This is a genomic window from Luteolibacter yonseiensis, from assembly GCF_016595465.1.
Lineage (GTDB): Bacteria > Verrucomicrobiota > Verrucomicrobiia > Verrucomicrobiales > Akkermansiaceae > Luteolibacter > Luteolibacter yonseiensis.
On the sequence record NZ_JAENIK010000011.1, the window covers coordinates 1,123,999 to 1,149,806 of the forward strand.

General features: G+C 55.9%; 24 protein-coding genes. 16 read left to right on the forward strand and 8 right to left on the reverse strand.

The genetic code is table 11. The features are described from left to right. Positions 1-60: 60 nt before the first annotated feature. From trxB to JIN84_RS14480, 3 genes are all read left to right on the forward strand, one after another. Positions 61-987 carry a thioredoxin-disulfide reductase gene (trxB, locus tag JIN84_RS14470; RefSeq protein WP_200351751.1) on the forward strand — a complete coding sequence of 309 codons (927 nt, stop codon included), beginning with the start codon at positions 61-63 and terminating at the stop codon, positions 985-987. Positions 988-998: 11 nt separating this feature from the next. Then, entirely contained in the window at positions 999-1,775 is a 777-nt protein-coding gene (locus JIN84_RS14475; RefSeq protein ID WP_200351752.1) for an NIPSNAP family protein, read from the forward strand. Positions 1,776-1,906: 131 nt separating this feature from the next. Beyond that, complete coding sequence (locus tag JIN84_RS14480) at positions 1,907-3,121, forward strand: OmpP1/FadL family transporter (protein WP_200351753.1); 1,215 nt, start codon at positions 1,907-1,909, stop codon at positions 3,119-3,121. A gap of 69 nt (positions 3,122-3,190) precedes the next feature. Here the strand turns inward: JIN84_RS14480 and JIN84_RS14485 are convergent, their stop codons facing one another. Together JIN84_RS14485 and JIN84_RS14490 are read right to left on the reverse strand one after the other, a co-directional pair. Next, on the reverse strand, positions 3,191-3,583 hold the full coding sequence (locus JIN84_RS14485; protein WP_200351754.1) for a helix-turn-helix domain-containing protein: 393 nt from the start codon (positions 3,581-3,583) through the stop codon (positions 3,191-3,193). Positions 3,584-3,895: 312 nt separating this feature from the next. Then, positions 3,896-4,570, reverse strand: a complete 675-nt coding sequence (locus JIN84_RS14490) for a ubiquinone/menaquinone biosynthesis methyltransferase (protein WP_200351755.1) — start codon at positions 4,568-4,570, stop codon at positions 3,896-3,898. Between the two features lie 165 nt (positions 4,571-4,735). On the opposite strand from JIN84_RS14490, the gene mscL reads away from it, so the two are divergent. The 3 genes from mscL (at position 4,736) to JIN84_RS14505 (ending at position 6,150) form a co-directional block, all read left to right on the forward strand. Further along, positions 4,736-5,167, forward strand: coding sequence for a large conductance mechanosensitive channel protein MscL (gene mscL / locus JIN84_RS14495; protein WP_200351756.1), 432 nt, complete (start codon positions 4,736-4,738; stop codon positions 5,165-5,167). Between the two features lie 228 nt (positions 5,168-5,395). Next, positions 5,396-5,743 carry a P-II family nitrogen regulator gene (locus tag JIN84_RS14500; protein WP_200351757.1) on the forward strand — a complete coding sequence of 116 codons (348 nt, stop codon included), beginning with the start codon at positions 5,396-5,398 and terminating at the stop codon, positions 5,741-5,743. A gap of 95 nt (positions 5,744-5,838) precedes the next feature. Then, the gene (locus JIN84_RS14505; protein ID WP_200351758.1) at positions 5,839-6,150 is read left to right on the forward strand and encodes a DUF3817 domain-containing protein; all 312 of its coding nucleotides are present in this window, start codon (positions 5,839-5,841) and stop codon (positions 6,148-6,150) included. Here the strand turns inward: JIN84_RS14505 and JIN84_RS14510 are convergent. From JIN84_RS14510 to JIN84_RS14525, 4 genes are all read right to left on the reverse strand, one after another. Beyond that, positions 6,147-7,643, reverse strand: a complete 1,497-nt coding sequence (locus JIN84_RS14510) for an NAD(P)H-hydrate dehydratase (protein ID WP_200351759.1) — start codon at positions 7,641-7,643, stop codon at positions 6,147-6,149. The genes JIN84_RS14505 and JIN84_RS14510 overlap by 4 nt on opposite strands. Before the next feature lie 43 nt (positions 7,644-7,686). Next, the gene (locus tag JIN84_RS14515; protein ID WP_200351760.1) at positions 7,687-8,289 is read right to left on the reverse strand and encodes an N-acetylmuramoyl-L-alanine amidase family protein; all 603 of its coding nucleotides are present in this window, start codon (positions 8,287-8,289) and stop codon (positions 7,687-7,689) included. 114 nt (positions 8,290-8,403) lie between these two features. Then, complete coding sequence (locus JIN84_RS14520) at positions 8,404-9,282, reverse strand: hypothetical protein (protein WP_200351761.1); 879 nt, start codon at positions 9,280-9,282, stop codon at positions 8,404-8,406. Between the two features lie 80 nt (positions 9,283-9,362). Next, entirely contained in the window at positions 9,363-10,436 is a 1,074-nt protein-coding gene (locus tag JIN84_RS14525; RefSeq protein WP_200351762.1) for a phosphate acyltransferase, read from the reverse strand. An 83-nt stretch (positions 10,437-10,519) separates the two neighbouring features. Between JIN84_RS14525 and JIN84_RS14530 the strand changes: the two genes are divergently transcribed. Further along, positions 10,520-11,314 (forward strand): histidinol-phosphatase HisJ family protein, encoded by a 795-nt coding sequence (locus tag JIN84_RS14530; protein ID WP_200351763.1) that lies wholly within the window; start codon positions 10,520-10,522, stop codon positions 11,312-11,314. Between the two features lie 7 nt (positions 11,315-11,321). On the opposite strand, the gene JIN84_RS14535 is transcribed toward JIN84_RS14530, so the two are convergent. Continuing rightward, complete coding sequence (locus tag JIN84_RS14535) at positions 11,322-11,675, reverse strand: arsenate reductase family protein (RefSeq protein WP_200351764.1); 354 nt, start codon at positions 11,673-11,675, stop codon at positions 11,322-11,324. A 51-nt stretch (positions 11,676-11,726) separates the two neighbouring features. Here JIN84_RS14535 and JIN84_RS14540 point away from each other — a divergent pair, with 51 nt between their 5' ends. From JIN84_RS14540 to JIN84_RS14565, 6 genes are all read left to right on the forward strand, one after another. Then, complete coding sequence (locus JIN84_RS14540) at positions 11,727-12,185, forward strand: hypothetical protein (RefSeq protein WP_200351765.1); 459 nt, start codon at positions 11,727-11,729, stop codon at positions 12,183-12,185. A gap of 204 nt (positions 12,186-12,389) precedes the next feature. Continuing rightward, a complete protein-coding gene (locus JIN84_RS14545) occupies positions 12,390-14,651 on the forward strand; it encodes a GH92 family glycosyl hydrolase (RefSeq protein ID WP_425563429.1) in 2,262 nt (753 codons plus the stop codon). 243 nt (positions 14,652-14,894) lie between these two features. Beyond that, positions 14,895-15,998: a DNA cytosine methyltransferase gene (locus JIN84_RS14550; RefSeq protein WP_200351767.1), complete on the forward strand. Its 1,104-nt coding sequence runs from the start codon at positions 14,895-14,897 to the stop codon at positions 15,996-15,998. Further along, positions 15,998-17,122, forward strand: a complete 1,125-nt coding sequence (locus JIN84_RS14555) for an HD domain-containing protein (protein WP_200351768.1) — start codon at positions 15,998-16,000, stop codon at positions 17,120-17,122. The genes JIN84_RS14550 and JIN84_RS14555 overlap by 1 nt, the downstream gene beginning before the upstream one ends. Before the next feature lie 18 nt (positions 17,123-17,140). Continuing rightward, positions 17,141-18,937 carry an ORC-CDC6 family AAA ATPase gene (locus JIN84_RS14560; RefSeq protein ID WP_200351769.1) on the forward strand — a complete coding sequence of 599 codons (1,797 nt, stop codon included), beginning with the start codon at positions 17,141-17,143 and terminating at the stop codon, positions 18,935-18,937. Next, positions 18,934-19,905, forward strand: a complete 972-nt coding sequence (locus JIN84_RS14565; RefSeq protein ID WP_200351770.1) for a hypothetical protein — start codon at positions 18,934-18,936, stop codon at positions 19,903-19,905. Before JIN84_RS14560 ends, JIN84_RS14565 begins: the two co-directional genes overlap by 4 nt. A gap of 75 nt (positions 19,906-19,980) precedes the next feature. Here the strand turns inward: JIN84_RS14565 and JIN84_RS14570 are convergent, their stop codons facing one another. Continuing rightward, positions 19,981-21,291: a cellulase family glycosylhydrolase gene (locus tag JIN84_RS14570; RefSeq protein ID WP_200351771.1), complete on the reverse strand. Its 1,311-nt coding sequence runs from the start codon at positions 21,289-21,291 to the stop codon at positions 19,981-19,983. 677 nt (positions 21,292-21,968) lie between these two features. Here JIN84_RS14570 and xseA point away from each other — a divergent pair. The 3 genes from xseA to JIN84_RS14585 all read left to right on the forward strand — a co-directional run bounded on the left by xseA (position 21,969) and on the right by JIN84_RS14585 (position 25,799). Continuing rightward, positions 21,969-23,441 carry an exodeoxyribonuclease VII large subunit gene (gene xseA, locus JIN84_RS14575; RefSeq protein WP_267908237.1) on the forward strand — a complete coding sequence of 491 codons (1,473 nt, stop codon included), beginning with the start codon at positions 21,969-21,971 and terminating at the stop codon, positions 23,439-23,441. Further along, on the forward strand, positions 23,438-24,043 hold the full coding sequence (locus JIN84_RS14580; protein WP_200351773.1) for a flavin reductase family protein: 606 nt from the start codon (positions 23,438-23,440) through the stop codon (positions 24,041-24,043). Before xseA ends, JIN84_RS14580 begins: the two co-directional genes overlap by 4 nt. Positions 24,044-24,224: 181 nt before the next feature. Beyond that, positions 24,225-25,799, forward strand: coding sequence for a nidogen-like domain-containing protein (locus JIN84_RS14585; RefSeq protein WP_200351774.1), 1,575 nt, complete (start codon positions 24,225-24,227; stop codon positions 25,797-25,799). Positions 25,800-25,808: the final 9 nt, after the last annotated feature.

A 25,808-nucleotide genomic window follows, 5' to 3' on the forward strand; every position in this document is an offset into this window, starting at 1 on the left:
GGGATTGACTCGCCCGGAGATCCGCCGGAATACTCCGGCATCTCGAACGCTCACAGAATCATGGAAAACGTCATCATCATCGGCACCGGATGCGCCGGCTACACCGCAGCGATCTACACCGCACGCGCGAATCTCTCGCCACTTCTCCTCTCCGGCACCCAGCCCGGCGGCCAGCTCACGACCACCACCGAGGTGGAGAATTTCCCCGGCCACCCGGACGGAATCATGGGACCCGAGCTGATGATGAAAATGCAGCAGCAGGCGGAGAAGTTCGGCGCGCGCATCGCTTGGGCGAGCGTGGAGTCCGTGGAGCGCCGTGAGGACGGCACTTTCCTCCTGAAGGCGGGATCCGAGCAGTTCGAGGCGAAGACCGTCATCATCGCCACCGGTGCGGCTCCGCGCCACCTCGGCATCGACAACGAAAAGGAACTCATCGGCCACGGACTCACCTCATGCGCGACCTGCGACGGCGCCTTCTACCGTGACGTGCCGGTGTGCGTCATCGGCGGTGGGGACAGCGCCACGGAGGAAGCCGGTTTCCTCACCCGCTTCGCCAGCAAGGTTTACCTCATCCACCGCCGCGACACGCTGCGCGCCTCCAAGATCATGGCGGACCGCGCCCTCGCGAATCCGAAGATCGAGCCGGTTTGGAACTCCACGGTTTCCGACTACATCACCGACGAAAAGGGCGAGATGCGCGCCGTGATGTTGGAAAATCTCGTCACCGGTGAGAAGAAGGAACTGGAAGTCGCCTGCGTCTTCGTCGCCATCGGCCACGTTCCGAACAGCGCCTTCCTCGGCGATCTCGTCGACATGGACGAGAACGGTTACATTCTCCAGAATCCGGGCCGCACCTCCACCAAGACGCCGGGCCTTTTCGCCGCGGGCGATGTGGCGGACCACTACTACCGCCAGGCCATCACCGCCGCAGGCCAGGGCTGCGCGGCGGCGCTTGAGGCCGAGCGCTACCTGACCGATCTGGAATAATTGTCAAAATCATGAAACGCTCCCACTTCCTCTCTCTCATGTCACTCGCAGGAATCTCACTGATGACCACCGGATCGGCGGCGGAGGAGAAGGGTGGGGGACGTTGTTTCGAACTGCGGATTTATTATGCCGCGGAAGGCAAGCTGGACGCGTTGCACACGCGCTTCCGGGATCACACCATGAAGCTTTTCGAGCGTCACGGGATGACGAACGTCGCCTACTGGGTGCCGCTTGATAATCCGGAGCGGCGGCTCGTCTATCTTCTGTCCTACCCCGGTCTGGCCGCGCGCGAGGCATCTTGGAAAGCATTCCAAGCCGACCCGGAATGGGTGGCGGCGAAGTCGGCTTCCGAGACCTCCGGAACCTTGGTCGCGAAGGTTGAGAACCGTTTCCTCGGTCTCACCGATTTTTCTCCCGAAATGAAGCTGGAGGCGGGTGCTCCGCATGTCTTCGAGATGCGGACCTATACGGCCACCGCAGGAAATCTGCCGCGCCTGCTGGAGCGGTTCCGCAAGCACACGATTTCGTTGTTTACCAAACATGGGATGCGGCACTTCGGCTATTTCACGCCGCTGCCCGGGCAGCCCGGTGCGGACGACACGCTTGTCTATTTCCTCGCACACGCGTCCAAGGAATCGCAGGCGGCTTCATTCGGCGCGTTCAGGGAAGACCCGGAGTGGTTGAAGGTGAAGGGCGAATCGGAGACGGGTGCCGGTGGCCCGCTGACGGTGCCCGATGGCGTCAAATCCGAGCTGATGAAACCCACGGACTACTCGCCGGTGAAGTGACCCGCGCCGTTAGGTGATTGTTTGGGAAATTTACTGACGTGGCGGAAAAATCCAGTCAGTGTGCGCGCACCTTCCTTCTTGGTCCGTGAAGCAGCCGACCAATGCCGGGGGATGGCAGAAACTCCACCACCATGCGTTCATTCCAAACGAGGCAACTGATTATTTTCACGGCAGCACTGGGCGGATTGATGCCCGACATGGCATGCGCCGCAGGCTACTATCTGCCGAACCAGGACGCGTTCGCCACGTCGCGGGGGAACGCATTCGTCGCGACGGCGGACAGCGCGGCGGCCGTTTTCTACAATCCGGCGGGTATGACCCAGTTGGAACGTCCACAGGTCCAGGCCGGAGCCTATGCGATCGTGCTCGGCAACCGTGCGACGGTGCAGGGTGAGGAGACGGAGGCGAAAAACGAACTTCAGGTGGTGCCAAGCCTTTATTACGTCCAGCCTTTCAATGACCGGCTCAGCTTCGGTTTCGGACTGAACAGCCCATGGGGGCTCGGGACGGACTGGGGACGTGACAGCAACATGAGTCCGGTGGTGACGGAAGCGCGCCTGCTGTTCGCCAGCGCAACCTCCGCGGTCGCCTATAAGGTAACGGATGAATTTTCCATCGGCGCATCGTTTTCAGTCAATTATGCGGATCTGACCCTGGAGCAGGGACTCAGGGATCCCGGAACGGGCGCGGGCATTCCCGGCAGCTACTTCCGCTATAACGGGGATGACATCGGTTTCGCCGGTGCCGTCGGTTTGCGTTGGCAACCCCACGAACAACACGCGTTCGGCCTGAACTACCAGACTGGATCTTCGTTCGACTTGAACGGCAAAACCGAGTCCAACCTGCTCGCGGATGATTCCTCGGCCGGGATGGAATTCATGACACCGGACCGGGTGGCGGTGGGATACTCATATCGGCCCAAACCGGGCTGGAACATCGAGGCGAACATCGAGTGGCTGAACTGGGATTCGCTGAACACGCTGAATGTGAAAACCTCGACGGTGCCGGGGACCGATACGGTGCCGGTGACCTTCGATTGGGAGTCTTCCTTCATCTACGAAATCGGCGCCTCCTATACCACCGAAAGCGGCTATATTTTCGCCATCGGTTACGACTACAACGAGAGCTCGCAACCTGACACGAATTTCACTCCCGGTGTTTGCGATGCGGACCTCCAATGGCTGAATCTCGGCTTTGGCAGGAAATGCGGTGATCATCAGTGGATGCTCACCTATCAGTTCGGCTACTCGAACCGCACTGTGGACGGTGCGACGGAGCCGCTCGCGAACGGCCGTTACAAGTCCCGCCACAACGCCCTGGTGCTTGCTTGGCAGCAGGACTTCTGAAGCCGTAAAGAGGACATCTTGTCCATTTCTCCCGTCCTCCCCTTTCCTATCTGGGGAAGGGGACTGGTATCAGTTGATCGCGTTCAACACGTGTGACTTTTCCTTCCGTTGGAACTCGGTGGGCGTCACGCCGTGGAATAATTGGAAATCGCGGGAAAACATCTTCGAATTCGTAAATCCCAGGTCAATCGCGACTTCCTTGATCGGTGAACCCGCCCTCAGCAACGACCGGGCCGCCACCATGCGCTCCTGCCGCATCCAGTCTTTCGGGGAAATGCCGATGCCGTCCTCGAACACACGGCGGAGATGGCGTTCCGATACCCCAATCCGTTCGCTCAGGAAACTCATCCTGTAGTCACCCTCACGGGCGATCTGGGACAATGACAGAGGCAGAGGTTCGCGGGCCAGAATCGCGAGAAACCTTCCGTCTCGCTGGGTAATTTCTACGTCGCGGCGTTTCACGGGTGTAAAGGGATGGGCAGATAGGACTTTATCACGAACGGACTGTCAATTCCTTAAAATTATTCGGCGGACATAATGAATATTTTAAAAATATGATTTTCAATGATTTATGAACTTCATTGAAATCACGGTCCGCCCGGCGTCGATGGTTATTCACAAGAAGGTCCGTTGAATAACGGTTGGTGACGAGATTGTTGGAAATTATTCCCAAAAGGATGTGAACAAGTATAACGTATTTGAAGCGTCTGTTTTTAGAGGGGATTTTTAAATTACACTTCAGCGCGGCGAAGAGGAAGTGAGCCTGCGGGAAAATCAGGCCGCAGTGCCCTCATAGATCGTGACCACGCCGAAAGTGATGGGGGTGGCGTCTGTTTTGCCAAATCCACAAGTCTCGAGAAGATCGGTCATTCCCTTGCCTGATGGAAACTGTTCGATGGAACCGCCGAGGTATTCGTAGGCGTCTTTCTGTCCCGTGAGGGCTCCGGCCATTTTTGGCAGGACGTGATGCAGGTACCAACGGTAAGGGCGGCGGAGGATTCCCTCCGGAAGCGAGAAATCCAGAATGACAAGGCGGCCTCCCGGCTTCAGCACCCGCCGCATCTCACGCAGTGCCGCAGGATAGTCAGCCATGTTCCTGAGGCCGAAGGCGACCGTGACCACATCGAAGCCGCTGTCAGGAAACGGCAGATGCAGCGCATCCGCGACGATGGTTCTTGCGATGCCGCGGCTCGCGGCATGGGCGAGCATCTCCGCGCAGAAGTCCGAGGCGGTGACCTCGCAGTCGGGAATCTGGTCCTGGATCTCCAGAGCGAGATCGCCGGTGCCGCTGGCCACGTCAAGAAGACGGGAGGGCTTCCATTTCCGGATGCGGGCCGTGACGATCTTCCGCCAGATGATGTCCATGCCGCCGCTGAGGACGTGGTTGGTCACCACATAGCGGTCGGCGATTCTCGCGAAGGCATCATGGACGTAGGTTGCGTCGGGCATGCACGATGGGTAAACGGGATGCGGATGGCCGCAAGCGAATTACGTACCTGTGGCAGCGGGATCCGCCTCCGCAACCGGCCGGCCCCCATGCAGGGTTCCGCAGAATTTTCTTTCCCTCAAGCTCCGGATCCTGCATGTGAATGGTGATTTTCATCACCCATCGCCATGTTCAAGGAATTCAAGGAATTTGCTCTCAAGGGAAACCTCATCGATATGGCCGTCGCTTTTGTCATGGGCGCGGCCTTTACCAAGCTTTCCACCTCCTTCATCGAGGGGCTGGTGATGCCTTGGGTGGGATTGATCGGAAACGGAATGGACTTCACCAACAAGTTCATCGCGCTTTCGGATAAAGTGACGGCGACCAGCCTGGTTGAAGCGAAAAAGCAGGGTGCTGTGTTCGCCTACGGGGACTTCATCACGGTGGCCATCAACTTTTTCATCGTCGCGTTTGTCATGTTCCTCGTCGTGAAAGCGATCAACAAGGCGAAGAAGCTGGCGGAGAAGCAGGAAGCCGCGGCACCGGCCCCGGTTCCTGTGCCCACCGCGGAGGAGCGGCTGCTCACCGAGATCCGCGATTTGCTCAAGTCGAAGGCCTAAATTGTTTCTGACCGGATTTTCCGTATCCCTTCCATGTTGGGGGCGGGCGTTTGTCATGTGGCCAAACCACTTCGGACATCATGCCGGAAGGGGATAATTTTCCCCGTCCGGTCGCTTTTCCTCTAGTCACGGGCGGTTGGAACGCATAGATTTGTGGCAGAAAAAAAATTAGAGTGTGTATGAGTTGGCACACGTCATGCTTTTCTCTCATTACCAATCCGCCGAACTATGAAAAAAATCGAAGCGATCATAAAACCATTCAAGCTTGAAGAAGTTAAGGAGGCCCTCGCCGAGGTGGGTGTGCAAGGTATGACAGTCACCGAAGTCAAGGGCTTCGGTCGTCAAAAGGGACATACCGAGATTTACCGGGGCTCCGAATACACCGTGGATTTCCTTCCCAAGGTCAAAATTGAAATCGTTGTGGACGACGCACAGGCGGACGGCGTGGCCTCTGCCATCGTGAAGAGTGCGAACACCGGCAAGATTGGTGATGGCAAGGTGTTCATTTCCACTGTCGAAGAAGCGATCCGCATCCGGACGGGTGAGACCGGTTCTTCCGCTGTCGCAGTGAACTGAGGTTCCGCTCCTGATCAACCAACCGACCACCGCATTCCCTTGGAATCGGTGGTTCTTTGTGTTTACTAATAACCGGGAAAAGCTCTTTTTAGGTCATGCCAAATTGGAATACAGCGGTGGGCCGCGTGCGTGGAGTGGGAATGCTGGAGGGGATTTCGTTCCTGTTGCTGATGGGTGTCGCGATGCCGTTGAAGTATTTCGCGGGAATGCCCGAAGCGGTGAAATGGACGGGTTGGGCGCACGGCCTCTTGTTCGTGCTTTACTGCCTCACGATTTTCCAAGCCCTGCTCGGTGGTCAGCTATCATTCGGGAAATCCGTGATGGCGTTCGTTGCGTCCCTCATTCCGTTCGGACCGTTTCTCGTCGATCGCCAGTTGGCGAAAGAAGATCGTCCCGAGGAAATCTAACGATCCGCGGATTTCCAATCACGGAACGCGGCACCGAGGAAATGCGAAACATCGCTTGGCGCCAGTGATTCTTCGGAAAGGTGGCGCTCGTTCAGTGCGATCTCGGCGGCGCGCCCGCAGAGCCATGCTGACAAGGCGGCCGCCTGCACCGGGGTGTCGCCGTTGGCGAGGCGGGCGCCGATCACTCCGGTCAGCAGATCTCCCTGGCCACCGGTGGCCATGCCGGGAGTGCCGGTCGAATTGCAGAACACCGGCTGGTTTGCAGCGGTCACAAGCGTCCGGGACCCCTTGAGCAGCAAAGTGGCCGAAACCCGATTGGCAAAGCGGACGACAGCTTCTTCCCGGGAGAACCCTGTCAGGTCCGGTGCGAGGCGGGCGAATTCTCCAGGATGGGGAGTGAGGATGTGCCTGTCGTTGAGGATCGCCGTTTTTCCGGTCTTCGCGATGTGGTTCAAGGCATCCGCATCGACCACGGTGGGGACTTCCGTGCGGGCGATAAGGTCTGTCAGTGCGGCGGACCAGGTATCATTCATTTCTCCCAATCCGCAACCGACGACCAAGCTGTCATACCGGAGCCCGGACATTTCCATGGGATTTTCAATTCCCCTGACAATGATTTCAGGCGGGCATCTGGCCGCCACGAGGGCATGCGCGGATCTGGGAGTGAAAAGCGTGATGAGCCCGCCTCCGCCGCTCAGGGCTCCTGTGGCGGCAAGCACCGCGGCTCCCGTATAATCTTCGGAACCGGCGAGGATTGCGACGCGACCGGCCTGTCCCTTGTGGAAATCGAACGGGCGTGGGGATTTGCCGAAAGGGAGGGTCTGCGGGGAAACGATCCCGAGCCCGCTTTTTCCGGAGGCTGCCAGGGGAGGGACATCCACCACCGCCAGGGCTCCGGTCACGGAGGAGGCGGATGCTGTCAGCAATCCATGCTTCGCGTTCCCGATCATGAACGTGATGTCGGCGGTGACGGTATCGGGCGAAATTTCACCAGTGTCCGCGTTGATGCCGGACGGGAGGTCAACCGAGGCGATCCGCGCTCCGGAATGGTTTCGAAGCGAGGACATTTCCGCCGCAAGCGATGACAGCGGCTCCCGGAGAGGGCCGGATGTGCCGGTGCCAAGGAGGCCGTCGAGCAAGAGGAGGGGTTTTTTCACATCCGCAGACGAGGGCGGATGTTCGAGGGGGATATCAATGCCGAGTTCGTCCCATTTCTTCCTGACCAGCGGAGAACATTCATGGACAGGCCAGGCATTTCGGATGGTTGCATCCCAACCGAATTCGTCGCGCAGGATCCGGAGTGCGACCAAGGTATCGCCCGCGTTGTGGCCCTTCCCGAGGTAGCCGACGACCGTGCCGGGATGGGGAAAATAACGACCGATGGCACGTCCGAGCCGTTCGCCCGCGAGATCGAGAAGCTGCTCCTCCGTCCATCCATCCGCCATGGCCGAGGATTCAGCCGCGAGCATTTCAGCAATCGTTACCGAACCCATGAAATGAAACTACGCGGCTTCTGATGAAGCGTCACTTGGAAATTCAGCCGTCCCGGCGATAGCGCTGGATGCCATCCACGATTCCTTGTGCGATGCTCTCGCGGAACCATCCGGACTTCATGCGGTTGCGTTCGGCGGTGTTGCTGACAAATCCGCCTTCCACCAGGATCGCGGGGATCTGTGAATTCCGGATCACATAAAAACGCGCGTATTTCGCACTGCGATCCACCGTGCGGGTGCGGCGGATGAGGCTGTTCTGCACATACTGGGCGAGAGGGCGGCTCGCCGGATTGGAGAAGAAGGTTTCCAAACCGCTGACGTCCTGTTTCCAAGTGTAGTTATAGTGGATGCTGACGAAAATCGCGTTGCGGTAACGGTTCCCGACATTCACCCGCTGGGGAAGCGAGATGAAGTAGTCGCTGCGGCGCGTCATCACCGTTTGATAACCGAGAGCCTTCAACTTGCTTTCAAGCCGGTATGCGGTGTCGAGGGCGAGGTGTTTTTCATAGACCCGACCCCATTGGCCTCCATTGTCGTGTCCTCCGTGGCCGGCGTCGATGACGACCGTCCGGAAGCTGGCGGCCTGTGCCGCGCTGCTGAAGGCGCAAAGGGCCATCAGAGCCAGGGATGTGATGAGTTTTTTCATAAAAAAATGAAATAAATAGTTAAGCCCGTGAAACAGTTAACGAAAGTTGACTTTTTTTAAAAAAAGTAAAGAGAATTTAAATGAAAGAGAGAAATTCCGATTGAGGCGGAAAGCTCAATACGTGCCAGCAGGGCGGTCGGAGGCCTTGCGGACCTTCGCTTTCGCTTCGGCGGCGGCTTTGGCATCGTAGGGGATGCTGTTGGAGACGCGGACGGACCCGTCAGCATAGGTGAGGAGCTGGGGGTCGCCTTGGGGGCCACGCTGGTGGATCTGGCGGTTGGTCATCTTTCCGTCGGTATCCACCTCGCAATGCACCCACATGGTCGGCGTGGCCAGGAACATGACGTGCATGCGTTGACGTCCATCCACGGTGACGAGCGGCTTGCGCAGCATCAGGGCATCGCCCAGAGGGAAGGTCCGCACGTTCTGGGCGGTATTGACGTCGATGATCTGCGCGTAGATCTGGGATTTGTCGTCGCTGCTGAAATTGAGAACCCTGAATTCACGGATTTGTCCGGGTCTGCCTGCGACACCGACTTTTTGCTTCCAATACGGAGAACCCGGGGTCTGGTCGAAGAGCACCCGGTTGGTTGTCGAGCCGTCGCCGACTCCGGGAACGTGGATGACGGCCACGGCTGAGAAATTTCCGGGTTCGCTCAGTTGGAAATGTTCGGCCAGATCCACCTCGCGTGCCATGGTTTCCCCGGCTTTGACGGTCATTTTACCGAAGGAACGGTCCCTTTTTGGAGAAACGGAGTCACCTTTCCGATCCTTGATGATGATATCCAGCCACTGGTTGCGGCCATCGCTGGCGAAGGTGAGCGGCTGGCCGGCGTGATTGGTGATGGTGATGACGGCGAGGACGGGCTCGCCGGCGAGATACTGCTTCTTGGAAAGGCGCAGCGTGCTGGCCACCTGGGCGTCAGCGACGTGGGAAAGCGCGGTGGCGAGGAATGCCAGGGTGAGTAGGCGGAGGCTCCGGATGATGGTCACTCGCGACAGCTAGCCGTAATCCGACCGGGCGTCAACCTTACGAAAAAGCGTGTGGAAGTTTTACAAAGTATTCCAAACACTCAAACTTCACCGTCCGGATAAAGCTGGTGGAACTTGATGGCTTCGACGGCGATCGCGGCGGCGGTGCCGAAGATCGTCTCCACCGTCGCCGTCCGGGGCACCTGGGCGGCGGGCCTGGACAGGCCGAGGATGAGCTGGCCGTAGTTCTGGGCTCCCGCCACGTGCTGGAGCAGTTTGAGCGAGATATGGGCGGCGTCCAGGTTGGGGAAGACGAGCACATCCGCGGTCGGGCGGGCTTCCGCAGCCGGGAGTTTGGTTTCCGCAGCCTCGGGATCGAGCGCGACATCGGCTTGAACCTCACCCTCGATGCTGATTTCCAAAAACTGGTGCAGCGCGTGGTCTTGAGCGAGGGATGCTGCGGCCGCCATCTTGCGTGCGTCCGGAGTGCTGGCGGAGCCCTTGGTCGAGTGGCTCAGCATCGCGACATGGGCCTTGCGTCCGAGGAAGTGGTGGGCGAGCTTGCCGGTCTCGATGGCGATGGCGGCGAGCTGCGTGACGTCCGGGTTCGGGATCAGCCCGCAATCCGCGAGGAAAAGGACGCCGTTTCCACCCATATGTTTCAGATGGTCGCCGGTGAGCATGGTGACACCGAAAATCTTCGGCACATCCGGCAGGGGCTTGATGGTGTGGAGCAGGGCGCGGAAGTAGGAGGCGGGCAATGCCTGGTTGCCACCGACCAATGCGTCCGCCTGGCCGTATTGCACCATGAGCGCGCCGAAGTAATGGGGACGTGAGACGATCTCCGCAGGATCTCCGATCTGCAAGGTCCGGTAGCGTGCCATGTTTTCCACACGCTGACAGAAGAGTTTGAAGTCGGACGCCAGGGGAGGATCAATGATATGGATGAATCTCAATGACGCGCCATGCTCCGCCGCGATGGCACGGATGCGCTCCTTGTTCCCCAACAGGATGGGAGCCACGGCCTCGATTTCCACCAGACGCGCCGCGGCCTGGATGACGCGGATGTCCTCGCCTTCTGTGAAAACCACCCGTTTCGGATGGCGGCGGAGTTGCTCGAGAAGGTTTTGGGTGACGGAGTTACCCGTGGTGGCGGCGTGGGAAATGTCGGACATGGAAACTCTGGCGTTTGCAGCCTGCGGTGAGTCTAGTATGGGTTTTCGCATCCGTTCAACCCGATTCATCCTGAAATACGAAAGTGCCTGCCGATTATCACACCCACACCCCGCTCTGCCGCCATGCGGAGGGCGAGCCAGAAGCCTACATCGACGCGGCCATCGCCGCAGGTCTAACGGAATACGGGATTTCCGACCATGCGCCCCAAGTTCCCGAGCCGTTCGACGACTGGCGCATGGAGGTCGGCGAGCTTCCGGAATATTTCAAATGGATCGAGCGCGCCCGCATCCATGCCGCCGGAAGAATCCCGGTCCGCGCCGGACTGGAGTGTGATTGGCTGAACGGCTGTGAAACCTGGATCGCGGATCTGGCCTCGCGCTACGAGTGGGACTATCTCATCGGCTCCGTGCATTATCTGGGCGACTGGGACTTCGACAATCCGAAGTGGCTGGGCCGCTGGGCTCAGAGCGATGTGGAAGCTGTCTGGACGCACTACTGGGAGACTTATGCGAGGATGGCGGACAGCGGACTGTTCGACATCCTCGGCCACCCGGATCTGGTGAAAAAATTCGCCCATGTTCCCGCAGGCGATCTCGACCGGTTCTACGAGCCCGTCATCGACGCCATCGCCGCGAATGGAGCGGTCATCGAACTGAACACCGCTGGCTGGTACAAGCCGTGCGCCGAGGCTTATCCCACACCGCGTTTTCTGGAGCTCGCGTGCTCCGCCGGCATCGGCCTCGTGATTTCCTCCGACTCACATTCGCCCGGCGAAGTGGCCCGGGATTTCCCGCGGGCGATCGAACTTGCCAAGGCGGCGGGCTATCGGGAAACGGTGTTGTTTGAAAAACGGCAACGCCTGACGGAGGCGTTTTAAGGGGCGGTCAACCCAGCGCGGCCGCCCAGTCGGATTCCTTGAATCCCACCAATGTTTTCCCGTCCCCGGTGACGAAAGGCCGCTTCACCAGATTTCCATTGGACGAGAGTAGCTCCAGCGCCGCCGCTTGATCCATTGTCGGAAGCTTGTCCTTCATGCCGAGTTCGCGGTAGTCCACGCCGGAGGTGTTGAAGAGCTTGCGGATGTCTCCGCCGGTGCCGGATAATACGGATTCCAGCTCCGCCACCGTGGGCGGGGTCTCGCGGATGGCCTTCACTTCGTGGGGAATCCCGCGATCCCTGAGCCATTTGAGGGCGTCGCGGCAGGTGGAGCACTTCTGGTAGGCGTAAACAGTCAGCATGCTTCGAATCTTGCTTGTCCCCCGCCGCCGTGCAAGTCTCGCCGTCCGCTGATGAAATCCCGCCTGCTCGAACAAATCCGTGCCGAACTCCGTGCCAGCCTCGAACGCTTGTCAAAAGCCGCCTACGAAGCCCACGCCGCCGCCACCGATCCCGGCAGCAAGGCCGAGGGGAAATACGACACCCGCAGCCTGGAAGCATCCTACCTCGCCGCCGGTCAGGCCCGTCAGGTGGACGAACTCGCCGCCTCGCTCCGGACCTTCGAATCGCTCACTCTCCCGGATTTCGACCCCGGTGACGCCATCGACGCCGGAGCACTTGTCGAGGCGGACCTGAATGGGGAAACCACCCATTTCCTCCTCGTTCCCACATCGGGCGGACTCGTCATCCCACACGACGGCATGGAAATCACCCTGCTCACCCCGGACAGCCCGCTCTACCGGAAGCTCCTCGGCATGCGTTCGGGTGAGTCGCTTGAGATGCCGGTGCTTACGGTTGCCGACGTTTTGTAGTCCTGAAAGCCGGGGGCGCAGCCTGTTGCGTTGGTTCCCTTCATTAAGGCGTTCTCAGACCGGTGGCATCCGGTTCTGTCCCCGTTTTGGAGACTATGCGGACTTTTCACGATCTGTGAACATGCGGATTCACTTGGAGTCACCGCATCGCCGCCGGGATCACATGGCGGTCGAAACCCATCCGCGGATGATTCCCAAAAACCCATTCAAATGAAAAAAATCCTATCCGCCGCGTTCCTTTGTGGTTTCGCAATGAGCAGCCGTGCCCACTCCCAACTTGAGTATGTGGATCCCACCATCGGCGGCGTCGGCATCCTTTTGGAGCCCACCCGGCCGACGGTGCATCTGCCGAACAGCATGGTCCGGGTCTATCCCGTCCGGAAGGACAGCCTCGACGACCGCATCCAGTCGTTCCCACTGACAATCATCTCCCACCGCCTGGGAGAACTGTTCGCCATCATGCCCGGCTCGGGTGATCCGGGCGACGCATCGTGGAAGCAGCCGCAGACCTACGATCTGGAGAATACCACTCCTTATTACTATTCCTCGCGGTTGGATGATTCTCTCATCGGCATCGAATTCACACCGACCGAGAGGTGTGGCTCCTTCAGGTTCACATTCCCGAACGGCAAACCGATGGTCCTGCTGGCGAACCGCAAGGAAGGGGAGCTCGCCATGGGCGAGGACGGCTCGGTTTCCGGCGTGGAAAAGTTCAACGACATGCGGGCCTATGTTTACGGGGAATTCAGCGGACCGGTCACCTCGTCGCGGAGTGAGGCGGACGGGCGGTCGCGGCTCGCGGTGAGCGGTGGCGCTGGAGGAGGTGCGCTGGAGTTCCGCTACGGCATTTCCTTCATCAGTGTGGAACAGGCGAAGAAGAATCTCGCCAAGGAAATCGCGGACAAGGATTTCGAAACGATCAAGGAAGAGGCGAAGAACCTGTGGAACAAGACACTGGGACAGATCCGCGTCGAAGGCGGGACGCTGGCGCAGAAGCGGGTGTTCTACACCTGCCTCTACCGTTGCTACGAGCGGATGGTGAACATCACCGAGGATGGCCAATACTACAGCGGCTTCGATCACAAGGTACATCAGGACGACCGCCCGTTCTACGTGGACAACTGGCTTTGGGATACCTACCGCGCCCTGGAACCGTTGCAAACCCTGCTGAATCCGAAGCAGCAGGCGGACAAGATCCACTCCTACGTCCGCATGTATGAGCAGACGGGCGCCATGCCCTCCTTCGCGGTGTTGTGGGGGGACTACGCCTGCATGACGGGAAACCACGCCGCCCCGTGGATCGCGGATTCATGGTTCAAGGGAGTGCGTGATTATGATCTGAAGACCGCCTACGAAGGCCTGCGCAAGAATTCGCTGGATGCCACCATTCTGCCCTGGCGCAACGGTCCGAAAACATCGCTGGATGATTTCTATAACAAGAACGGCTACCTGCCCTCGCTCCGTCCCGGAGAGAAGGAAACCGTCGCCGAGGTTCATCCTTTCGAGCGCCGCCAGAGCATCGCCGTGACGCTGGAGCAGAGCTATGACGACTGGTGCATCGCCCAACTGGCGAAGACACTGGACAAACAGGACGACGCGAAGCTCTTTCTCACCCGCGCGGAGAATTACAAGAAACTCTATCGCGCCGAGAAGGGTTTCATGTGGCCGAAGGACGACAAGGGCGAATGGATCGAGCCGTTCGATCCGAAGTTCTCGGGCGGGATGGGTGGCCGCGACTATACAACGGAGAACAACGTCTACACCTACAACTGGGACGTCCAGCACGACCTCAAGGGACTGGCGGAACTGATGGGTGGGAAAAATGCCGCCGAGGAGAAACTGGACCAGCTTTTCCGCGAGGACCTGGGAAGATCATCCGTCGCGGACCGGGATCGTTCCAAGTATGAATTCTTCGCGACCTTCCCCGACTCCACCTCCATGGTGGGACAGTTCTCGATGGGCAACGAACCGAGCTTCGCCATCCCCTACATCTACAACCACCTCGGCGCGCCATGGAAGACCCAGAAGCGCATCCGGCAACTGCTGGACTTCGCTTACACCGACACCGCCCACGGCATTCCAGGCGACGAGGACGGCGGTGGCATGGCTGCGTTTGTAGTCCTGTCCATGATGGGCTTCTATCCGGAATTGCCCGGTGTCCCCGTCTATGAAATGGGCAGCCCGGTGTTCGAAAAGGTCTCCATCGACCTCCAGAACGGCAAACGTTTTGAAATCAACGCGAATGGAAGCTCCCGCGATAACAAGTACATCAAGAGCATCCGGTTCAACGACAAGCTCTCCACGGCCCTCTGGTTCCGCCATGATGACGTGGTGAAGGGGCTGAAGATCGACCTAGAGATGTCGGATACCCCGAACAAGGAGCTGGGAGCGTCGGAGGAGTATCTGCCACCGTCTGGGTTGAAGGTGGAGTCAATCGATTTTGGCCCTACTGAGGAACGGAAGTGACTGCGCCTAGAGTTGCTAATCTGGTGCCAGGTCATCATCAGAGCCCGTATGGATGAAAGAGCAAGACAGCTGTCAGTTTCATGTGACCTAGGTGATGACGAAGGCAAACTGGCCACCAGAAATAAAAGCTGTCCGACCGGCCCACCCTACGTTTATTTTCCGGCGGAGGCAAATTCATCTGCAAAATATTGGGCGAAAAATGAGCTTTAAGGGCAAAACCGAAATGGAGAAAGAGGTTCCACTATGACCCGGATGCTAAGTAGCGGACTGGGTCCAAGTGCGAAAGAGGTTCCGAGTCAAGCTCATTTTGTGGGTATCGACCTTTTCTGCGGTGCTGGTGGAATGACTTTGGGTGCCCAAATGGCTGGGATTGAGGTTATTTACGCAGTGGAAAAGTGTCCCCATGCAGCAGCAACCTACAGACTGAATTTCCCAAAAATTCCATTGTATACTGGGGACATTCGAAAACTACGCATGCTCCCTAAGAAGTCCAAAGGAGTTAAAAGTATATTGTTCGGTGGTCCTCCATGTCAGGGTTTTTCGACTTCTAACCAAAGAACCAGAAATTCACAGAATCCAAATAATTGGTTGTTTCAGGAATTCATTCGAATGGTCCAAATGTGGAATCCTGACTACATTGTCATGGAAAATGTCAAAGGTATCACCGAAACCGAAGGTGGTAGTTTTTTGGAAACCGCCCTGAACACCTTTAAAATGGCAGGTTACAAGATGTCATTTAGTCTTCTTAATGCTGTCGATTTCGGGGTTCCTCAACGGCGGACCCGAGCATTCTTCGTCGGCGCTAGGAATGGCGGGGAGTTTGTATATCCTTGTCCCACGACTCTTTCGGAAATTCCGGTTTTGCAAGCTATCAGCGATCTTCCTGTATTGGAAAATGGGGCTTGTGTTGATGAGATGGATTATCGTTGCAAGGCTGAATCAGCCTACGCGAAGAGACTCAGAAAGGGAGCAAATCGTGTTACCGGGAACATTGTTACCAAAAATTGTAAGCAGGTGATAGATAGGTATAGCTATGTCCCTCATGGTGGAAACTGGGAAGATATCCCTGAATCATTGTTTGGTAATTATGCAGATCGATCCCGCTGCCACACGGGAATATACAAGAGATTGGATCCTAAAAAGGCATCTGTCGTGATCGGTAATTTCAGGAAAAACATGTTAATCCATCCATATGAAAACAGGGGATTGTCTGTCAGAGAGGCTGCCCGAATTCAATCGGTTCCTGATCATTTCTTGTTTTCAGGTTCTATAGGATTCCAGCAGCAGCAAGTTGGTAATATGGTGCCACCGATTTTGGCAAAGGAAGTTTTCAATAGGTTCTTCTAATGAGTGATTATACTACAAACGGGTATCTGATTTCACTGCTGCAAAAGGCCGCATCAGACACTTCTCATTCGGATCATTCGGATGCGAAAGCCTATTATGCGAAGTTTCGTGCGCTCGAGGTGGAATTTTTTGAAAAAGTTCACCCGTTTGTCGACGTAGGGCTGGCAATGAACGAGGCGAAAATCTCTGATGGAGCTGTGTCAAACGTTTTTACGGTCCACGGGTGTCGTCATATTTCCGATCTGATAAAAAGTCTCGATAAGCTATCTAAAGAAACGTCCGGTCAGTCAGATACTCCCATCACAGTCCTGGAGGCTTATATTTTACTGTGTGCTGCACACGTTCATGACGCTGCAAATGTACTGAAGCGAGAGGGGCATCCAGAACGGTGCAATGAAGTAATCATCAAATACAAGGAATTGTTTATAAGTAGCGCTTGTCAACAAATTTATGATGTCGCGCGTGTGCATGGCGGACGCCATCCGGATTTTGGAAAAGACACCTTTAGAAGTTTAAATGTCGATAGTATAAAGCCTCCAAGGCTCCTGTTGCTTGCCGCCTTCCTGCGGTTGGGAGACGAACTTTCGGAAAATGAAGAGAGAGTGCCGCAACCGGTAGTGGCTCATCACGAAATTTCAGACCGAAGCAAGCTGGCACATGCATACGCCAAATGCTTCAATTCTTTTGAACTAAGAGGTGAAGCTCTTTATATCGTTTTTGGTGTATATCCATCCGAACATAACCTTAGTGTTACCATAGATGATAAAAAAATTAGCTTTTATGATTTTCTGGAAGAAAAGATAAATGTGATCGATAAAGAATCTAGATACTGTTCGCAATATGCGAGACCGGCATTTCATATAAGCAAGATAAATGTTACAGTGAGAAAATATAAGACCGAGCGTCCAAGTCAAGTTGAGATTTCGGAGGAGTTCACTCTATCTCTCAATCATGGTTATCCTGATTTAGATCATTCATTGTGCCAAAGATCACCAGAACTTACTCAGAAGAAAATCATGACACTTGCAGAGTGCTTTTCGGTTGGTGCTAGAGATACTGTGCCAGTTCTATCGATTGGAAAAAAAGGACCATTTGCTACGATATTGGGATACTTAAAAAAATAGTAAAAAACAGAAACGCCTATGAAAAATCCCTTCGAACTGGTTACCGCTTCAAAGTTGTCTGCTGAGGAGGCGGTAGATCTCTGGTGTGATGATAAACGTTTGGATCGAGTGAACGGAAAGGAAAACTGCTTTGTTAATGGCCATCGTGGCACCGGCAAGTCGATGTTATTCAGAATACTTCAACATGACTGTCAGCGCCTTTTATATCCTGACAAAACACCTGATTTTTTAGCTATCTACTTTTCGGTTCGAGATACGGAATTCATGACGGAGGAGTTGGATTTGTTTCAAAGCGACGCTCAGCGGAACATAATTAGCGAAAGTCATTTTTCAATTTTGGTAGCTAAGCAATTATTCATTATATTGCAAGGCGATATTTCAGTTGTTTCAGATATTCATCAAAGCGGATTGATGGACTTGACCTGTGACTGTTTTCGGAACGCATTTCAATATAGTGTTCAATCTGCGGATATTTCCAGTGAGGTGAGTTTTGACTTGTTCGTCAAACAAGTCATTAATTTGTTTGAGCAAGAGCGAGCACGTATTATTACCTATGTCGGTCTGAGATTGTATGATGCTCTTCCTTTCGAGGGGCCATTGTTTTTGTTCGATACCTTGCTCGGTAGAATCGCAGATTATTTTAGCGAAAATTTGAACAAATGTTTATACGTATTGATCGATGATGCTGACGATCTTCCAGAATCGCACACCATAGTATTAAATTCTTGGATTGCTAGGAGAAGGCAGAGTGCTGTGTTTAAAGTCAGCACAATGTTCGGATATAAAACATATAAAACAAGATCAAAGTCCGCCATTCAGCACCCCCATGATTTTTTTCAATATGATATAGCTACTAGATATATGTCAAATTCCGGTGAGGATTATGTGAACTTACTCCGTGAAATTTCAAAAAAACGCCTCAAGGGTGTGGGCATCGAAACCTCTCCTGGGGAGATAGATCCTGATAAGTTTTTCCCGGAAGATCCAAGCCAAAAAGAGGAGCTGAGGAATTTGGCACGAAAATTAAATGACGACTATTCAAAAAAATATCATGGACGATCGGTTGGTGACTATGTGTATCGACATCTGACTTCTGAGTATATGAAAATACTCCGAAAAACAAGAGCGCCGAATAGCTTCGTGTATTCAGGATTTTCGACTTTAGCCGTTTTGAGCAGTGGGCATGTAAGGGATTTTATAATTTGCGCGCAAAGAATGTTTGACAGTGCTTCTAGAGGTGAAGAGCCGGTAACCAGCATTGCTCCTTCGATTCAGAACTTGATCGTGAGGAGTCATGCTGATGAGGTTTTGGCAGATATAAAGAATCCAAAACAAAAGCGTGCACGGGATGCCACAGGCGAAGACTGGTTGTCTATATACAAGTTAATAAATGGAATAAGTAATCTTTTTAAAGAAAAAATGCTTTCGAATGACTCCGAGCGACGAGTTTTTTCATTCTGCTTTCAAAATGAGCCGGGAGAGAGAATAGAAAGACTTTTGGAGTTGGCGATTGCAGAAGGATATCTAATGAAGGGTTTTATCAGCAAAAAGGAGGGCACGGGTAGGAGGACGCTGTATGTCCTGACTCGGCGCTTAGCGCCTGCTTTTAATTTGGATGTTTCCGCTTATTCGGGTTATTTGTCCCTTACCGCTGAACGTGCAAAAATTCTCATTGAGCAAGGAGATAAGGCGATTGTTCCAATTAATAAAGAATCTGATCAACTAACATTTTTTGAATTGCACGACGGTTCAGCGACTACGTCGACCGGAGCTGAAAGCTGGATTTTCATTTCACCTGAGGAGGCTGGCTTATGAACGAAATGAATAATGTTGATTTGTTTGTCGGGGCAATATCTTTTGAAGAGCGCTCGTTGGTGATGCCGAAGAAGTTTGTAGAAAGCGGCGGTAAGCGCGAAAATATTAAGGTTGTTCTATTTGCCGATGACAGTGTCGAGTTGAGTGAAAACATTTCGCAGTTCGAAAATTTGGGTATTATGGACGTCGCGAAATGTAACAGACTTAATTCTCGTTCATTATGGGAATGGGTTTGGGGGATCGCTTGCGAATGTGGTGGCAATATATTAATTGATGCAACGTGTCTGCCACGTGAACCACTGGGCATGCTATTATTTGCGCTATCCGTCCGAAGGGATTATTTGCAAAGTGTTCGAGTTTTTTATGTTGCAGCTCCCTCTTGTGATAGAGGCGGTTATGCAACACAAAATATTAAGTTGTCTTTAGATCAGCAGTGGCTGAGCCGAGGTGTGGTAAGAATTCGATCAATCGTAGGATATCCCGGTAATTTCAGCAGTGAAAGGGTAAAACATGTCGTCGCATTTGCGGGCCACGAATTTGAGAGGCTTCTTGAAACCATTGTATATTATGAGCCGAGCCGCCTCTCCATTAGTAGCGAGAATCGAGATACTTCGACTGTTGAAGGGGCCAGTGCCTACAGCGAAATAGTAGCGAATAAGTTGCGGACAGAGATTCCGTTGCCAAATATAGAGCCAGTTGATTTTAGTGCCAATTCCATTTTTGATACCTATAAAAAATTGATGGCCATGAATATTGACTACGAAGGTTATAATGTCGCTATTGTCGCGATGAATACTAAACTTTCATTTATTGGTGCGGCTTTATATGCGCTTCGGAAGCGAAACGTAAGGATGGTGTATTCGGTTCCGAAAGAGTATAATTCGCTCTACTGTAAGGGAGCTGGCGATATCAGCGAATTCGATATTACGGAAATGATCAAAGATGCTAGAACTATAAAAGTGCGGTAGTTGGTGCTCCGTTTTTTTGATTGAAGCTATACATTGATTTATGTGCGCAATAAATTATCAGTTGAAATTAATAATTTATCGATGCTCAAAAATTAGATACGTTGGTGTCCCATCTGCTTCGATTAAGATTTTTTCGTTTCCGATTTTGTGAGCGGTAAGTAGATTTGTTATTTCCGAAGTAAGAGGCATTCTCTGCACTCCCACCACTTTCCCCGGAATGTTCTCCAGCGTTGTCGTGAACGTTTTCCCCTCGCCCGTCGGGCTCCACACCGCCCAGACGATTTTGCCGGCGTCGTTCCGGTATTCCTGAACGCGGAGCTGGGCGGGTTGGTTGGTGATGATTTTCTCGAAGCGGCAGTCGCCGAGGACCTGTTGCAGGTGGGCGAGGGCGTGGAAGGAGGGTTTGGGTTTGAAATGGCGGGTGAGGCCGGCGCTGGCGTGGACGCCGGGTTGGTCGTCGTCGTTGAAAAAATAGACGTAGGCGCGCTGGACGGGCATGGAGGAGAATACGAGGAGGGAACGGACGAGCCATTGGGCCTGCTGGGTGTCGGTGACGCCCTGCCACTTTACGAAGTCGCCGGTAGTGGCGTTCGGCTGGGTGGTGGAGTCGTAGCCGAACTCGGTGATCCAGATGGGTTTGCCGGGTGTGTGGGCGTCCCGCCATTTGCAGAGTTTTTCCACGTCCTGGAGGTAGTTCGGGAGTTTCGGGTCTTCGGGGAAACTCCGCTTCCACGTCGGCCAGCCTTCGAGTTGGGCGTAGGTGTGGACGTTCAGGACATCGAAGAGTTCGGGAAAGGCGGCGACGCAATCGACGGATTTCTCATAGTCACCGCTTTTGCCGGTGGTGAGATTACAGGTGGCGATTTTCAGTTTCGGATCGCCCGCGCGGATGCCGGTGGCCATGGCCTTGAAGATGCGGGTGTAGTCGGCATCGCTCCATTTCCCCGGCTCGTTGCCGATTTCCACGGAGTCCGTGAGCTTGCGGTTTCCGGATGGACCGAACTCCCTGGCGAACGCCTCGCCGTATGCGCGGGCATCCGCATCGATGTCCTTCCAGTCCTCGCGCTTGACGGACTCGAACATCAGGCAGGCGTCGATGTCCCATTTCTTTTCCCGCCACGAGCCATAGACGTGCTGCCAGTCCACGCCGTTTTTCGCGAAAGGGAATTTCGGTAACACGGCGGTTTCCTTGCCTAGATCCCACTCGACGGGATGGTAATCCCGCACCACGCCGGAGACCGGGCGGTAGAGTTCGGGCTTGAACTGAACGGTGTGGCCGTTCAGCCCGATGAAGTCCCGCATCAGCGGGCGATGCCCGTCCGCTGATGCCGCGGTGGCAAGGGAAAGCGCGAGAACTGTGGAGCGAAGCGGACCAGGGAACCACATGGGAGGAATCCAACCGTTTTTCCGCGCCGGAAAGGAGTTAAAAAACGCCGATCCGGTCCGCAATCATCGTCCTCCCGGAAGACTACCCGAAACAGCCGACTCTTGGGGGCGGAGGGATTGCGTGATGGGGGGGGGCTGCGCCGAGGGGGGCTGCATCTGCAGGGTGAGCACGCTGCGGAGGGCGTGTTGCTGGAGGGGGGCCAGAGCGGGGAGAGGAACTTGCAGCGGGGGGAGGAGGTGAACTGCGGGGGAGGCGGGGGAGGGAGTTTGGCTGGCGACCGGAGGAAAATCGTCCAATTGCAGCTCGGAAATTTTGGGAGGACCCTTCAATGGCTGCTGTTTGGTACTATCCTGCTTTTCAGCATTCGAGGGACGGAAGATTTCAAGCCCCATCAGGCTGATGCACACGACCATCCCTGTTAGAAAAAGAGAGACGATAAGCCATCCGACAAACGAGGGAGTTCCGATCAGGTAAACCACCAAGAGCGCGAAAATGCCGCCCCACGCAAGAGCTGAAAGCAGGAGGAGCAGGATGACGTTCGAGCCTAAGTTGGTGAATTTCAACGTGCTCTATCTAGCGGGTTTCGCAATATTATCAATTTTTTCCCGACATACGCGATCGCGTGTGTGTTCTTTTGACCATTGGCGGGTCCGCCAAGGGCGTTATCACCTGCAATATGCGGTGTCCCGGTCCAAGAGCGGGATTTTTCGAGCGAACGGATCGTGTCTCAGAAGAGGATTTTCAGGCTCGAAAAAGTCACACTACCTGCGAGGTTCCGCACGTGGACTTGTTTTCGAAACCCCGGCCTTCCGAGCCGAAATCCCTTTCCGTGACCCAGCTGTTGCGGCGGATGAAAAATCTTCTGGAGGTCCAGATCGGCGAGACCTGGGTGGAGGGCGAGATTTCCAACATGCGGAAGCAGGCAAGCGGGCATTGGTATTTCTCGCTGAAAGACGAGGGCGCGCAGATTTCCTGCGCCATGTTCAACGCGAAGCGGCGGGAAGGAGCGGAGGCGCTGGTGGACGGCGCCAAAGTACGGGTCTTCGCGGAGGCGAGCGTGTATGAGGCGAGGGGACAGTTGCAGATCATCGTCCAGAAAGCGGAGCGCGCGGGGGCGGGGGATCTGCAGGCCCGATTCGAGGCCCTGAAGCGAAAACTTCATGCGGAGGGGCTTTTCGATGCCGACCGCAAGAAGCCGGTTCCGCCATTTCCCAAGACCATCGGACTCGTCACATCCGGCAGCGGCGCGGCGCTTCAGGACATTCTCAATGTGCTCGCACGGCGGGCTCCATGGGTACAGCCGGTGCTTTTTCCTGTGCGGGTGCAGGGCCGGGGGGCTGAGCTGGAAATCGCACAAGCTATTGAGAAAATGGGACGTCCGGAGGCGTTCGGCTATCCACGGTGTGACGTCCTCATCGTAGGGCGGGGCGGCGGCTCGATCGAGGATTTGTGGAATTTCAATGAGGAAGTCGTCGCGCGGGCCATCGCCGCATGTCCGATTCCGGTCATCTCCGCCGTGGGGCATGAGATCGATTTCACGATCGCGGACTTCGTGGCGGATCTCCGGGCTCCGACGCCCAGCGCGGCTGCGGAACTCGCCGTGGCGGATGGCGCGGAGCTGTCGGCCAGGCTCGCGCAGATCCGGCGGCGGATGACGCGGACGGCGCGCGAGCGGTTGGCCGGTGCGCAACTCGCGGTGGAGGCGCTGAAGCGTGGCGCGTTGCAGCGCGATGGCGAGAAACTGCTGCGTGAATCGGTCATGAGGGTGGATTCCGCACGGGGACAGCTTTCACATGGAACCAAACTCTCGTTGGAACGGCTGGCGGTGCGTCTCGGCGAGCTTCGCGCCCGTCACAAGGCATGCCATCCCGCCCGCATTCTGGAACGCCGGATGGATGCGGTGGCGGGGCTGCGCCGACGGTTGGAACGGACGGGCCGGGATATCCCGGTGCAGCGCGCGGAGCGTCTCGACCGGTTGCGCGGCCTCTTGCGCGCTCTGGGACCGGAGTCCGCGTTCCAGCGTGGATTTTCCATCACATTGGCGGCGGACGGAAAAATTGTGACCTCCGCGGCGGCGCTGAAGCCGGGAGAAATGATGCGCACGAAATTTGCCGACGGTGAAACGACCAGTATAGTCACCCCACGATGATCGAACTCGACCTCCTCACCACCCACGCCCACCGCGCTTATCCGATTCTGGCGGGGCTGGTCACCCCGCGCCCCATCGCATGGGTGACGACGCTCAATGAGGACGGCAGTGTGAACGCCGCGCCGTTCTCGTTTTTCAATGTGTTTGGCGACGAGCCACCACTGGTGATTTTCGCACCTGGCGACCGCCCGGACGGCTCGCCGAAGGACACCGCCCGAAACTGCCGCCGGACGGGCGAGTTCGTGGTCAATCTGGTGGACGAATCGCTCGCGGAAGTCATGAACCGCACCTCAGCCACCGTGCCCTATGGGGTGAGCGAGACGAAGCGGGAGAATCTGGAAACCGCGGCCTCTGCATCGGTCGCTCCCCCGCGCATCGCAGCGGCGCCTGCCGCATTGGAATGCAAGTTGCACTCCATCCAGCAGATTGGGGAAAACCGCCTTGTGTTTGGTATCGTCCACCGCGTGCAGGTAAAAGAGGAGTTATTTGATGTAGATACTTTGCGGATACGTGGTGATGTTTTCCATCCCGTGGGGCGGATGTCCGTGCCCAATTGGTATTGTAAAACGAGCGATCTGTTCGAAATGATCCGTCCTCAGTGAGAACAGGTTGATGAATTCAGACTTGAACGTTTGGTTAGACTTGGCTGATATTTCCGTGTATGTCTTGTTGCTCCCGGTGTCAGAACAGAGTTGTGACACCCCGTTGTCCCGGGGCGGATGAAGACATAGGATCACGATGGATGGAACCCTCAGGCACCGCTGCCACGAGCCGATTTTTCTGATGAAAAACGTCGGGCGGAGGATTGTGGATGGCCGGCTCTTTTTGTCAGTCGCCGGCGTTTGGTCGATGATGGGATATGCCAGCGCCCAATCCACGGTTCCATTGCGCATCACCCCCATGGAGCCGGGGTGCTACCTGCTGGACTGGCAGGCACAGGAACAGAAGACCCACATGCTGGAAGGAAGCAGGGACCTGGTTACCTGGAAAGGCATCAGCCGGGTGGTCGAGGGATCGGGAAACGCACGTTCGCTGCTCTTTGAAGGTTCCGAATCCACTTACTTTTTCCGTCTTCGGGAGGGCGCGATCCGTCCGGGTTTCAACGCGGTGGAACTTCCTCCGAACGATGATTATTCCTCAAACGCGCGGTTGTTGCCGTTTGTGGTGAACTTCCTGGGCACCGACTATGGTGCCTGTTATGTGAACAACAATGGCAACATCACCTTCGGTGACAATTTGTCCGTCTTCACTCCCGAAGATCTCCGGACGATCAACGCACAGATTCTGGCCCCGTTTTGGGCGGATGTGGATACCAGGGCGGAGGGTTCCGGAGTCATACACTTTTCAAAAAGCCATGATGCCGCCGGGTTCGTCCAGGAATACGTGGACGGGCACCGGGCTTTCGGGGCGACTTACAGCGAAGTCGGCCACTTCGACCTGCATCCGGACAAACTCAACAGCTTCCAAATCGTCATCATCGAACGGGAGGATACCGGGGCCAGGAACTTCGATGTCGAGTTCAACTACAACAGGATCGAGTGGGAGGCGGGGGATGTGGACGGGGAGGACGGATATGGCGGACTGTCCGCGCGGGCCGGTATCGCAGGCCGCGGACCCAAGCCGGCGAACCAGAAATTCGCGATGGAGGTGGAAGGATCCGGAGTGCCCGGCGCTTTCCTTGACAAGATACGTTCGTCAGGTGCGGAGAACACCGGATCAGGTTTGGTCCATCGGACATGGAATTCGGATGTGCCGGGAAGACTTCGGTTTGAATTCCGGAATGGAGCGCTCTTCGGTGCCATGCGCGTGAACGCGGGGGCGGATGTCACATTGCCGTATGGTGCGTCAGGGAGCATCCAGCTTCAGGGCGAGGTGTTTCTGGCGGGAGTGGGCGGCTACACCGCTCTCTGGACGCAGACGGGAGGGGCTACGGCACAGATCGCGAACGCGGCTTCCCTCACTCCCAATGTGACCTTGCCGGAGGCGGGGAGTTACGTGTTCCGGCTGACGACCACGACCAAAACCAAGCCGCGGTTCTCCTCCTACGACGAGATCATCGTGACGTTGGAAGATGAGATTCTCACTGTGCATGCGGGGTCGCCGATCGAATTGGAGGGAAATGCGCCATACACCGTTACCTTGGCGGGCAGCGCCGGCTTCACGGGCGGAGGGCAGCTCACGCTCGCGTGGAGCCAGTCCGGCGGCGAAACCGCGCAAGTCTCGAATCCGGCCATTCTGAACCCCCAGGTCACTCTTCCAGGACCGGGTGCGTATGAGTTCACTCTCACCGCCACCACGGATGGTTCTCCTCCGCGGGTGGGGAGCAGCACGGTGACGGTCACCCATTCCGCGCCGTGAGGTGGCGAC

Bases quoted from the DNA above. Each gene is read 5' to 3' on its own strand.
- mscL (WP_200351756.1), top strand. From the start codon at position 4,736: ATGTTCAAGGAATTCAAGGAATTTGCTCTCAAGGGAAACCTCATCGAT.
- JIN84_RS14505 (WP_200351758.1), top strand. From the start codon at position 5,839: ATGCCAAATTGGAATACAGCGGTGGGCCGCGTGCGTGGAGTGGGAATG.
- JIN84_RS14500 (WP_200351757.1), top strand. From the start codon at position 5,396: ATGAAAAAAATCGAAGCGATCATAAAACCATTCAAGCTTGAAGAAGTT.
- xseA (WP_267908237.1), top strand. From the start codon at position 21,969: ATGCGGTGTCCCGGTCCAAGAGCGGGATTTTTCGAGCGAACGGATCGT.
- JIN84_RS14540 (WP_200351765.1), top strand. From the start codon at position 11,727: ATGAAATCCCGCCTGCTCGAACAAATCCGTGCCGAACTCCGTGCCAGC.
- trxB (WP_200351751.1), top strand. From the start codon at position 61: ATGGAAAACGTCATCATCATCGGCACCGGATGCGCCGGCTACACCGCA.
- JIN84_RS14490 (WP_200351755.1), bottom strand. From the start codon at position 4,570: ATGCCCGACGCAACCTACGTCCATGATGCCTTCGCGAGAATCGCCGAC.
- JIN84_RS14580 (WP_200351773.1), top strand. From the start codon at position 23,438: ATGATCGAACTCGACCTCCTCACCACCCACGCCCACCGCGCTTATCCG.
- JIN84_RS14550 (WP_200351767.1), top strand. From the start codon at position 14,895: ATGACCCGGATGCTAAGTAGCGGACTGGGTCCAAGTGCGAAAGAGGTT.
- JIN84_RS14475 (WP_200351752.1), top strand. From the start codon at position 999: ATGAAACGCTCCCACTTCCTCTCTCTCATGTCACTCGCAGGAATCTCA.
- JIN84_RS14510 (WP_200351759.1), bottom strand. From the start codon at position 7,643: ATGGGTTCGGTAACGATTGCTGAAATGCTCGCGGCTGAATCCTCGGCC.
- JIN84_RS14565 (WP_200351770.1), top strand. From the start codon at position 18,934: ATGAACGAAATGAATAATGTTGATTTGTTTGTCGGGGCAATATCTTTT.
- JIN84_RS14525 (WP_200351762.1), bottom strand. From the start codon at position 10,436: ATGTCCGACATTTCCCACGCCGCCACCACGGGTAACTCCGTCACCCAA.
- JIN84_RS14585 (WP_200351774.1), top strand. From the start codon at position 24,225: ATGAAAAACGTCGGGCGGAGGATTGTGGATGGCCGGCTCTTTTTGTCA.
- JIN84_RS14570 (WP_200351771.1), bottom strand. From the start codon at position 21,291: ATGTGGTTCCCTGGTCCGCTTCGCTCCACAGTTCTCGCGCTTTCCCTT.
- JIN84_RS14535 (WP_200351764.1), bottom strand. From the start codon at position 11,675: ATGCTGACTGTTTACGCCTACCAGAAGTGCTCCACCTGCCGCGACGCC.
- JIN84_RS14515 (WP_200351760.1), bottom strand. From the start codon at position 8,289: ATGAAAAAACTCATCACATCCCTGGCTCTGATGGCCCTTTGCGCCTTC.
- JIN84_RS14560 (WP_200351769.1), top strand. From the start codon at position 17,141: ATGAAAAATCCCTTCGAACTGGTTACCGCTTCAAAGTTGTCTGCTGAG.
- JIN84_RS14555 (WP_200351768.1), top strand. From the start codon at position 15,998: ATGAGTGATTATACTACAAACGGGTATCTGATTTCACTGCTGCAAAAG.
- JIN84_RS14480 (WP_200351753.1), top strand. From the start codon at position 1,907: ATGCGTTCATTCCAAACGAGGCAACTGATTATTTTCACGGCAGCACTG.